This is a genomic window from Phocaeicola intestinalis, assembly GCF_014837065.1.
Lineage (GTDB): Bacteria > Bacteroidota > Bacteroidia > Bacteroidales > Bacteroidaceae > Phocaeicola > Phocaeicola intestinalis.
Window position 1 is genome coordinate 1 of sequence record NZ_JACSPP010000087.1, and the last position, 9,794, is coordinate 9,794.

The 9,794-nt window shown below is 45.6% G+C and carries 9 protein-coding genes; all 9 read right to left on the reverse strand.

Features of this window, described 5'->3' with window-relative positions; translation table 11 throughout:
- Positions 1–204: 204 nt before the first annotated feature.
- Complete coding sequence (locus tag H9625_RS16375; RefSeq protein ID WP_087398086.1) at positions 205–1,356, reverse strand: DUF6057 family protein; 1,152 nt, start codon at positions 1,354–1,356, stop codon at positions 205–207.
- A gap of 68 nt (positions 1,357–1,424) precedes the next feature.
- Positions 1,425–3,434, reverse strand: coding sequence for an alpha amylase C-terminal domain-containing protein (locus H9625_RS16380; protein ID WP_191765358.1), 2,010 nt, complete (start codon positions 3,432–3,434; stop codon positions 1,425–1,427).
- A 4-nt stretch (positions 3,435–3,438) separates the two neighbouring features.
- A complete protein-coding gene (locus H9625_RS16385) occupies positions 3,439–3,894 on the reverse strand; it encodes a YhcH/YjgK/YiaL family protein (protein WP_022039489.1) in 456 nt (151 codons plus the stop codon).
- 34 nt (positions 3,895–3,928) lie between these two features.
- A complete protein-coding gene (locus tag H9625_RS16390; protein ID WP_191765360.1) occupies positions 3,929–4,594 on the reverse strand; it encodes a DUF2461 domain-containing protein in 666 nt (221 codons plus the stop codon).
- A gap of 68 nt (positions 4,595–4,662) precedes the next feature.
- Complete coding sequence (locus tag H9625_RS16395; RefSeq protein WP_087212549.1) at positions 4,663–5,454, reverse strand: inositol monophosphatase family protein; 792 nt, start codon at positions 5,452–5,454, stop codon at positions 4,663–4,665.
- 5 nt (positions 5,455–5,459) lie between these two features.
- Positions 5,460–5,837 (reverse strand): YccF domain-containing protein, encoded by a 378-nt coding sequence (locus tag H9625_RS16400; protein WP_022039486.1) that lies wholly within the window; start codon positions 5,835–5,837, stop codon positions 5,460–5,462.
- Between the two features lie 350 nt (positions 5,838–6,187).
- A complete protein-coding gene (locus H9625_RS16405; RefSeq protein WP_022039485.1) occupies positions 6,188–7,315 on the reverse strand; it encodes an MORN repeat-containing protein in 1,128 nt (375 codons plus the stop codon).
- A gap of 66 nt (positions 7,316–7,381) precedes the next feature.
- Positions 7,382–8,671 (reverse strand): M16 family metallopeptidase, encoded by a 1,290-nt coding sequence (locus H9625_RS16410; RefSeq protein ID WP_087251548.1) that lies wholly within the window; start codon positions 8,669–8,671, stop codon positions 7,382–7,384.
- Positions 8,668–9,429: a 3-deoxy-manno-octulosonate cytidylyltransferase gene (gene kdsB, locus H9625_RS16415; RefSeq protein ID WP_087251547.1), complete on the reverse strand. Its 762-nt coding sequence runs from the start codon at positions 9,427–9,429 to the stop codon at positions 8,668–8,670. Before kdsB ends, H9625_RS16410 begins: the two co-directional genes overlap by 4 nt.
- Positions 9,430–9,794: the final 365 nt, after the last annotated feature.

Here is a 9,794-nt window from a genome sequence, read left to right on the forward strand (position 1 = left end):
ACAGGGAGGAAGATATGAAACATATTTGCGACATTTATAGATTAAAAGCTGCAAGTTGAACTTGCGAAACTTGAATACTGAACCTTTCAATCATACATTGATCATATCCGCTAAACAAATTTATCGGAAAAATTAAAAATACTCTCTTATTGCTCTGTTTGAGGATTAAGAAACTATTTTGAATTTCTACAAGTACGAATCTGGTTATTCCTGGTAGTCGAAGTACCACCAATAGGTGTCGCCAAACTCACGGCGCATTCTATTCCGTTCCTCTGTGTATGAGGTGAATCCAACTTGACGTTCCCTGTATGTAATGTAACGTTTGACCAAGGTGCTGTCGGTTATTTGCACTGGGTATTCGGGATGTGAGTCTCGATAAATCAACAGGGCTTCGCTGTAATGGCGAGGCAGCTCCTCCTCAATTTCATAGAGGTCATTCACAGCCTTAACAAACGTATCCAAATCTTTTTCGAGCAATAGAGCCGAGAGATAATAATCTAGAGCTGTGTATTTTCCCGTACCTTTGTAGCAGATGTTTTGCAAGAAAGTCAGCCACTTTTCGCCTGCATATGGCCGTACGCCTAGCAGATAATAGATGGAATCGTTAGTATAGCGATAGGTCTGAGTGGAGTCATCGGCAAAAAATAATCCGCCAGATCGGTAATGCTGTGGAAAAGTAAAAAGGCGTTTGCCCAGCTCACCGGTATGAGAGAGAGCTATTGAACGAAGTACGGTTAACGTCCGGGAAGCCTCCAGCGATTTTTCTCCTGCCTTTAAGACTTGCTGATACTGCCGTAAACGTAAATGATGTTCGGCTTCTAGTTCGTGATGGAAAGCACGATTGGTATTTCCGATAAGCGCAGCCATCAAACAGAGTACTATCACTATCAGTATATTGCAATTCATAAGGATGATAGGATTGCTTTCGTGATTTAGCTGATTGCGGAAGATACGGCGCAGCCAATATGCCACTGCAATGTAAATCATCAGTACAAGCGGGAGCATCCAGCCCCAGAAAGTATGGTAACCGCCAGTGTAGACATCTTTTCCCACATCGGTCAATGCGCCTAAAATAAGGCAGGAAGGAAAATAAGATAAAGCACGCACATTACCCTTCAAGCCTAGCAGGCTGTTGACACCCCAGCGCAGTAACAATAAAATAACGGTGATGATAATGGCACTTGCCAAAGGGGCAAAATGTGTTTTGCCGTGAGCTAATGAAAAATGCAACGCTTCCAGGATATCGCTCTGGAAGACATATAGGTAGGTAAAACTAAATGCAGAAAAAAGAAGACCGCATACGACAGTCTGTATGCGAGCAGTTTTTTTGTATGCGGTATGGATGTATTCACTCATATCTCTACGGGGTTCTAGTAAAATAAGGAGGTGTGCCTTGGAACTTGCCCAGACACGCCTCCTTTAGTTTATTTCTGGCGTTTGAGTACTACAGCCGAACGGGCAGGAATGTAGAGCTTAAGCCATTCTTTCTTTTCTTTCGCGTACAGCGGGTCGGCGCAGGTGAAATGGGCTACTGTATCATCAGCAAATCCAAAGCCACCGAATTCCTTACTGTCTGTATTCAACACCACATGATATTCGCCTCTCGGAACCAGAAATCCATAGTCGGTGAACGAGCGGGTCGGGTTGAAATTAAATACGAATATCAGGTCTTTCCGACGGTAAGCCAATACTTGGTCTCCATCATTGTGCCATACTTCTATGACATCAGTCTTCTGGATGTTCTTTACACTTTCGATAAGGTGTACCATGGCTGCATCGAAATCGCCCAAATAGTGGTAACATAAAGTTGGGTCATCTACCAGGTGCCACTGACGGCGGGCATATTTATACGACCAACCATTGCCTTCACGTGGGAAGTCAATCCATTCCGGATGACCGAACTCATTACCCATGAAATTCAAGTATCCACCGTTAATGGTAGATGCCGTAAGCAGGCGTATCATTTTGTGCAGGGCGATACCCCGTTCTACAGTACCGTTTTCATCGCCGATGCGGAAATGCCAGTACATGTCCGCGTCTATCAACCGGAAGATAATGGTTTTGTCACCCACTAATGCCTGGTCGTGACTTTCGCAGTACGAGATGGTCTTCTCATCTTTTCTGCGGTTAGTTACTTCCCAAAACATGCTGGAAGGTTTCCAGTCCTCATCACGGCGTTCCTTGATGATTTTTATCCAGTAGTCAGGAATGTTCATTGCCATACGATAGTCGAAGCCGTAGCCTCCATCGGCGAAGGGTGCTGCCAGCCCCGGCATACCCGACACTTCCTCAGCAATAGTAATGGCACGCGGATTCACCTGATGTATCAATTTGTTTGCCAATGTGAGGTAACAGATAGCATTGTCGTCCTGATGGCCGTTGAAATAATCTTCATAGCTACAGAACGCCTCTCCCAGACCGTGGCTGTAATAAAGCATCGAAGTAACACCATCGAACCGGAACCCATCGAAATGGAACTCATCCAGCCAGTACTTGCAATTGGACAGCAAGAAGTGAAGCACTTCATTCTTTCCATAATCGAAGCAGAGCGAGTCCCAAGCCGGATGCTCTCGGCGGTCGCCTTGGTAGAAATACTGGCAAGGGTCTCCGGCAAAGTTGCCCAATCCTTCCACTTCATTCTTTACGGCATGAGAGTGCACAATGTCCATGATGACTGCCACGCCCATTTGGTGAGCTGTGTCGATAAGTTGCTTCAGTTCTTCAGGCGTTCCGAAACGGGAAGAAGGTGCAAAAAAGCTTGATACGTGATAGCCGAAACTTCCATAATAAGGATGTTCCTGAATGGCCATGACTTGAATACAGTTGTAACCGCCTTTTACCACACGCGGAAGCACATTTTCTCGGAATTCGTTGTATGTGCCCACTTTCTCAGCGTCCTGCGACATACCGATGTGGCATTCGTAAATCATCAGGGGCGAGATATTGGGATTGAAGACTTTTTTCTTGAACTTGTAAGGTTTGCTTGGGTTCCACACCTGCGCACTGAATATTTTGGTTTCGTCATCCTGCACCACACGGGTAGCCCACGCAGGAATGCGTTCGCCACATCCGCCTTCCCAATACACTTTCAGCTTGTACAGGTCGCCGTGCTTCATGGCTTTTTCCGGCAGATTGATTTCCCAGTTTCCACTATTCTTTACTTTCTTCAATTTGAACTTGGGTTGTTCCTGCCAGCCGTTGAAATCACCGATAAGGTAGATAGCAGTAGCATTGGGAGCCCACTCGCGAAAAGTCCATCCTTTTTCGGTGTGATGAAGTCCAAAATAAAGATGCCCGGTAGCGAAGTCTGCCAGGGTCTTCTTTCCAGTCAGTTCCTTTTCCTTGTCAATGGCATGCTGGTGTCTGCCTGTGATGGCATCCTTGTATGGTTCCAGCCAAGGGTCGTTCTTAATGATATTCAATTCTTCGTCCATGGTATTAGCCTTTTAATCTGTTTGCTTTTACTTTTATGATAATTTTTTTCACTCCATCGGGGGTTACGCCGGGCGCATGCGCGTCTTCAGGAAAGAAAATGGCGAACATGCCTGGCTTCACGGTCAGGTAGTCAGGTGCCAAGCCCTTATAGAAGGTAATATCTTTTTCCGCATTGTATTCTTCTTCGGGCAAGTCGGTGCGCGGCATGTAACCCATCAGCTCCACTCCCGAAAGCGGGATTTGAATGTCGATAAAGTTGTTGTGGGTCTCCAGCTTCGCCTCTTCTTTCGTTTTTGGACGGGTTTGCGAAAAGTTGACGGTGAGTTCACCTTCTTTCAGAGTCATTTTGCCCAATTCGTGGGCATTTAGGTCGGTTGCTTTCAAAAAAGCCAATGCATCGGCGAACAGCGGGTTCAACGACACATATTTTTCCATGTTTTCCAGTTTGTCGACAACCATAGTCGTATCGTTTTATAAGGTTTGATAATAGAAATTACTCAAAATCGTCTATCGTAAAGTTAGTAAAATCAGCAAAAGGCTTCATTTGCCTAAACACTTCAGCAGTCTGTTCCAGGGAATCGGGAACTTCAAAAAAGTTGTCTGATACCCGATAAGACACCGAATAATCCTTACAACAGAGATACTGGGGATAAGGAAAGTCTTTGGGAAATCCTTTTGGCAGGGTTTTCAAGTGCTCTTCGCCGATAACGGGGAAATACCGTCTGAAAGCAGGGGCTTCTACAATGGCGCGGAATTCGTCAATGTTGTCGTACACCGACTGCCGGACGGCCTTCAGCACATTTGCCGGCAGACACCAGCTACCTCCTGCCAACATGCAATTACCTGGCTCCAAGTGGATGTAATAACCACAATGATTTGATTTTTTGCCTTTGGCATTAATATATCCACCGATGTGCCGCTTGTAAGGCGACTTGTCTGAGGAGAAACGAATGTCGCGGTAAATGCGGTAAGTACAATCTTGCGGACGGACATGTGCCACGCTTTTATCGAACACAGCGATACGTGCGATAAGCGCGGCAAGCAGTTCGTTAAACATTTCCTGTACATGCAAATATTCCGCCTTATGTTCCTGAAACCAAATTCGGTTGTTGTTCGCCGCCAGTTGTTTCAGAAACTCTATTATCTCTGATATGTTCATGTCCTTTCTTTTTTGGTGACACAAACATACAAAAAAAGTTGGAAATAAGCCAACAAAGCGGAAGTATTTTACCACTCGCCAAGGATATTCAACAATTCGGTGTGTGTTTTACCGTTGGAAGCCAGGACTTGCCGTCCGGAATGGTACGTATTTCCTCCCTTGAAGTCGGTTACCTGGCCTCCTGCGTTTTGCAGGATGAGAGCACCTGCTGCAATGTCCCACGGTCCCAGAAAAGCCTCAATACGAGCCTCAAAGCGTCCAGCTGCCACATAACACAACTCGACTGCTGCAGCCCCCATCAGACGCAATCCTCCTACGTACCCATAAAGGCGGTCGACCAAATGTATGGCTATGGGCTTGTAAGCGTCCGAGTCGTAAGGAAAGCCTAAGGCAATAAAAGCATCTTCCAATGCGTTTACTTGTGACACGTGTATCTTGTTTCCGTTCAAGTACGAAGCGGATCCTTTGCAGGTCCAATAACATTCGTCATGTGTGATTTCGTAAACCACGCCCAGTAGCAATTCCTTTTGGTCACGCAAAGCAATGCTGACGCAATAGGGAGCATTGTTGTGAATGAAGTTAGTGGTGCCGTCCAGCGGGTCAACCAGCCAACAATATGGCGCATTTTCGTTTTGAGGCACACTTCCTTCTTCTGCGATGAAACTTGCTTCTGGAAGTAATTCATTGAGACTGGATACGAGACGTTTCTCTGACTCCTTATCTACGTATGACACATAGTCGTGTGCGTGTTTCTTCTCGACAGCATTCCAGTCGAATTTCTTCCGTTCTTCACGAATAAATGCACCAGCCTCGATAGCCACAGCGCGAACTTTTTCGGTAAGTAATGTTAAATCCATCATTGTATTCATAGATTGAGTGACACATCTTTGCCAAACGGTGCCAAGGATAACTTTGCCATCTTGAAATGTTGTTTGGCAAAAGGGATGCCGATAATAGTGATGAAAAGCAATAAGCCAAAGAAAATGTGCATAATCCATGCCATTAGCCCACCGAAAATAATCCATAACAGGTTGAGTGGGATACGAATGCATCCCGTAGGTGATTCCGTATCCTTTACTTCTGCACCGAAAGGCCACAGGCAGAGCAGCCCAATCTTGAATGTTTGCAAGGCAACCGGTATGCCGATGATGGTACAGGCAATAGCCAGGCTGCCTGTAAAATATCCGATTGCGGCTTCCAGTCCGCCAAAGAGCCACCACAATAAATTTCCGATGATTCTCATTCTTTATTCTATTTTTCCGTTAATGCGTTTGGGAGTTATAGCCAACCACTCTCCCTGGTTTTATCATAATCCTTGAATCGGCATACAAATATGGTATAAAACTATTTCGAATTTCTCCAAAAAGTTTTTCTCATCTTGATGCATTCGTTTTCGTGTGTGCTCTAGGTAATTTGGGGGTCCTTTCCGTTTCTGTTCTTCGTCAGATACCCCCCCACTATCTTCCTCATAGTAAAGACGCAAGATTTTGCGTCTCTCCTCCCCAATCAACACACGATAAATCCAAAGCAGTTTCTAAATGTTTTTAATACTTATATGCGTATTGTCTGGATACATCATAGCCATGCCGGTTACTACTTCTTGTCTGCCGCATTCAGCAACCGTCCGTTACGGAAGGTGCCTTGGCGTGTCACATTTCCTTGCGCATCGGTTTCCACAAAAGCTCCGTCTTTCTTACCATGCTTAAAAAAGCCTTCAAAGCGCGAACCGTCTTTGTTGACAATTGTGCCCTTGCCGTGCTCCTTGCCTCCTGCAAAACTTCCGGTATATACTGAGCCGTCTTGCATGTGAAGCACTCCTTGCCCTTCGGCAACATTGTTCTTCCATTCGCCTTCATACTCGTCACCGTTACCCCATTTGTAATGTCCGTGTCCAGAGCGTTGGTTGTTTTCCCACTCACCTTCGTACACGGCACCGTTCTGCCAAGTAAATGTTCCTGTTCCCTCCTGTTTGCCGTTCTTGAACTGACCCACGTACTTGTCTCCATTCGGATAGGTGTAGGTTCCTGTTCCAGTCCGTTCGCCATCCACGTAATCCCCTTCGTATGTTTCACCATTCTGAAAGTGATACACGCCTTTGCCGTGCTGTACATCACGTACCCAATCGCCCACGTATTTGTCGCCATTAGTATAATAGAAAGTACCTTGCCCGTCGCGCTCGCCACTCTTCCACTGTCCTTCATATTTTGAGCCATCTTCCCAAATCATCACACCGGATCCGTCCTTCAGGTCGTTTTTCCACTCTCCGTCATAATTGGCACCTCCGCTCCAAGTATAAATACCTTTGCCGTTCCGTTTGTCGTGGTGCCAGGAACCTACATATTTGTCACCGTTGTAATAGTACATCGTACCTTCGCCTTCCTGAAAATCCTGATACCACATTCCTTCGTAGCGGTTGTTATTCATAAAGTAATAAGTACCTTTGCCATGCTGCTGGTCTTCGAACCATTCACCTACGTATTTTTCCCCATCGGCGAAAGTATAGGTTCCCGTTCCCTGTCGTTTGCCTTTCACATATTCCCCTTCATAGATATCTCCGTTTTTGAATACGGTTTTTCCTTTGCCGTTCGGGCGACGGCTCTTCAGTTCACCAGTGTATTCCGACCCGTCCTTGAATTTATAGTAACCCAACGACATTTGGGCGGAAGCGCACAGGCTCCCCATGGCCAAAAAGGCACAAAATAATCCTATATATTTATTCATGCTTATTCTACTTATTTGTTTAAATCGTCCAAAATTAGTTTTTTTCAACCAGCCGTGACAATTTCATTACACTTTTTTACCTGCTACTACTGCTATTAAGTTTTCTTTGCAAAAATGTTTTTGTGCCAACGACAGGATTTCATCGGTACTTACTTCACGAATAGCCTCCAGGGAGCGTTCAAAGAAATCGTTTGCCAATCCGGTGGTTTCGATAAATATCCATGCATCGGAAAGTGAGAACGCACCTTCATAAGAGCGGCACATGTCGCCGAGCATATAATTGCGCACCATCTCCAATTCCTCGGAAGACACCTTTTCCGAGCATAGGCGATCCATTTCCTTGAATACTTCGGTAATGATTGGCTCTATATATTCGTTGGCAGCCTCAGTACTGATGCCCAGCACGCCTATTCCTGGATAATTGACCAGTCCGGCACCTATTCCATAAGTGTATCCTTTTTCTTCGCGGATGTTCGACATCAGCCTACTCCCGAAATAACCGCCAAACAGTGTGACCAGCACGCGTAGCTTCAGGTAATCGGGATGCTGCTGGGGAAGCGAGAAGGCACCCATCTTCAACGAACTTTGAAGAGCATCGTCTTTTTCCACAAAGAGGCGGCGACAGTTCTCCGTATCGGGTAAATATTGCTCAAAGGTAGCTGTGTGCGAACTTTCGCCCCAAGATGTTTCACCGAAATGCTGCTCGATACAACGCAATATCTCGGGAGTTACTTTGCCTGATACGTACATCGAACAATTAGCTGAATGATAATAAGTACGATAAAAACGCACCAATGCGTCTCGAGTGATGTGGTCGTAGTCGTCCAATTCAGCGTATCTTCCCAATGGGTGTGTAGAGCCAAAAAGAGCACGATTCAATCGTTTACGGGCCATCACGTCCACCCTACGGGCATTCACCCGGAACTGCTGTTTATTGGCATTGACGATGACCGAAAGTTCTTTTTCCGGGAATACAGGTTCTTTCACCATCGAAGCCACCACCTCAACAGTGCGTGGAAAGTGCTTACCCAACGAATATAGCGTGATAAAACCATAGTTGACCGATGAAGACAAATCGAGCCACGCACCATAATAGTCCAAACGTTCCGCTATTTGCGCCGATGTCAATAAGCGAGTACCCTCGCGTAACATACGGTTGGTAAACATTGCTTGTAAAGGTTGCTCTTGGTTCCATTGCCCACCCTTCATCAGCAGGTCAAAACGGATGACATCTTCATCGCCCACCTGCATGATGTTCACTGGGATGCCGTTACGCAGCACGTAACGTTCGGGTTCCGGTATCGAGAAATGCTCTATCTGGCGTATTTCAGGAGCTGTTGTTCTGTCAAGACTCATAGCTGTTGGAAATGTTCTTGCAAGAACTTCTCGGCACGAGCCAAGTCTTGCGGGGTGTCTATGCCTATTGTTTCTACATCACTGATACCCACTTTGATGACGTATCCGTTTTCCAACCAGCGTAGTTGTTCCAGCGATTCGGCCAGTTCTAGCGGGGACTGGGGCAGGACTGTAATTTCCTTCAGTACCTGAGAGCGATAAGCATACAGTCCGATGTGTTTGTAGTATGTATGCGAGGATAACCATTCTTGGCGGTCTTTCCCACGCAGGAAAGGAATGATGGAACGACTGAAGTACAAAGCATTACCATTTCTCCCTACCACAACCTTGGGCGAATTGGGATTTTCCAGTGCATCCAATCCATTTGTCGCATTAAAGGGTTTCACCAGCGTAGCTATCTGTGTAGCAGGGTCGTCAAAACAGGCCTTGAGAGTTTTCAGCTGCGAAGGTTGGACGAAAGGTTCGTCGCCTTGGATATTGACTACTACGTCGAATTCTCCTCCCACTTTCCGGTAAGCTTCCGCACAACGGTCTGTTCCGCTCCGGTGCGCAGCAGAGGTCATTACAACTTTTCCACCAAACGACTTAACAGCAGCTTCGATGCGTTCGTCGTCAGTGGCCACGTATACATCATCAAATACACCGTATACTTGTTCATACACTCGTTCAATAACCGGTTTTCCTCCCAACAATGCCAGCGGCTTGGCAGGAAAACGAGTTGATGCATATCTTGCAGGAATGATTCCGATAAAATTCATGGCATTCTTTTTTTGGTTTGAGTATGCAAATGTAGGAAAAATCTACGGAAAAACCTTCTTCTGTATATAGATTTCACATGCATACCCCATGGTTCTTTCATTTGGGCATTGATATTAAGGTGTATAATTTTCCCCCACTCCTTGGAGACTGTTTTGAATTAATCAAAGAAAAATGTGATGGGCATCTAATTAATTTGGTAATCAAATTCCAAAAGTAATCAAAACAGTTGGAGTTTCTGATTGGGTTGCGTTATCAATCCAGGCAGCCTGAAACAGATACTGAACCTTTCAGAAGCTGTTTTGAATTTCTCCAAAAAGTTTTTCTTGGCTTGATGTATCCGTTTTCGTGTGTGCTTTGGGCGATT

Coding starts and splice junctions, on each gene's coding strand:
- H9625_RS16400 (WP_022039486.1), bottom strand. CDS start 5,837: ATGAGAATCATCGGAAATTTATTGTGGTGGCTCTTTGGCGGACTGGAA.
- H9625_RS16405 (WP_022039485.1), bottom strand. CDS start 7,315: ATGAATAAATATATAGGATTATTTTGTGCCTTTTTGGCCATGGGGAGC.
- H9625_RS16390 (WP_191765360.1), bottom strand. CDS start 4,594: ATGAACATATCAGAGATAATAGAGTTTCTGAAACAACTGGCGGCGAAC.
- H9625_RS16410 (WP_087251548.1), bottom strand. CDS start 8,671: ATGAGTCTTGACAGAACAACAGCTCCTGAAATACGCCAGATAGAGCAT.
- H9625_RS16375 (WP_087398086.1), bottom strand. CDS start 1,356: ATGAGTGAATACATCCATACCGCATACAAAAAAACTGCTCGCATACAG.
- kdsB (WP_087251547.1), bottom strand. CDS start 9,429: ATGAATTTTATCGGAATCATTCCTGCAAGATATGCATCAACTCGTTTT.
- H9625_RS16395 (WP_087212549.1), bottom strand. CDS start 5,454: ATGATGGATTTAACATTACTTACCGAAAAAGTTCGCGCTGTGGCTATC.
- H9625_RS16380 (WP_191765358.1), bottom strand. CDS start 3,434: ATGGACGAAGAATTGAATATCATTAAGAACGACCCTTGGCTGGAACCA.
- H9625_RS16385 (WP_022039489.1), bottom strand. CDS start 3,894: ATGGTTGTCGACAAACTGGAAAACATGGAAAAATATGTGTCGTTGAAC.